At 30.9% G+C, this 207-nt stretch carries 1 pseudogene; it reads left to right on the top strand.

Going from position 1 to position 207, the window contains the following annotated elements:
• Positions 1 to 18: 18 nt before the first annotated feature.
• Positions 19 to 207, top strand: a pseudogene (locus FUA24_RS17320) (carboxypeptidase-like regulatory domain-containing protein); the annotation flags it as partial.

Here is a 207-nt window from a genome sequence, read left to right as displayed (position 1 = left end):
TCTATTTTTGTAAGTTGCATGGGCTACAAACCTAAAACCATAGCAGCGTTAACCTTTACAGATAGTGTTTTAACTTTAGCTCCCAAATCTATAGAGTTAGATGAAGTTTTAGTATCAAACAAAAACTACACAGCCAAAGAAATTATAAAAAAAGCTTACGAGAATTTAAGTAAAAACTATCCGTTAAATGATACTAAAAGCAGGTTG

The sequence above is a fragment of the Seonamhaeicola marinus genome, from assembly GCF_008085455.1.
The sequence above is the reverse complement of the archived record's forward strand: the minus strand, read 5'-3'. Positions and strand labels throughout refer to the sequence as shown.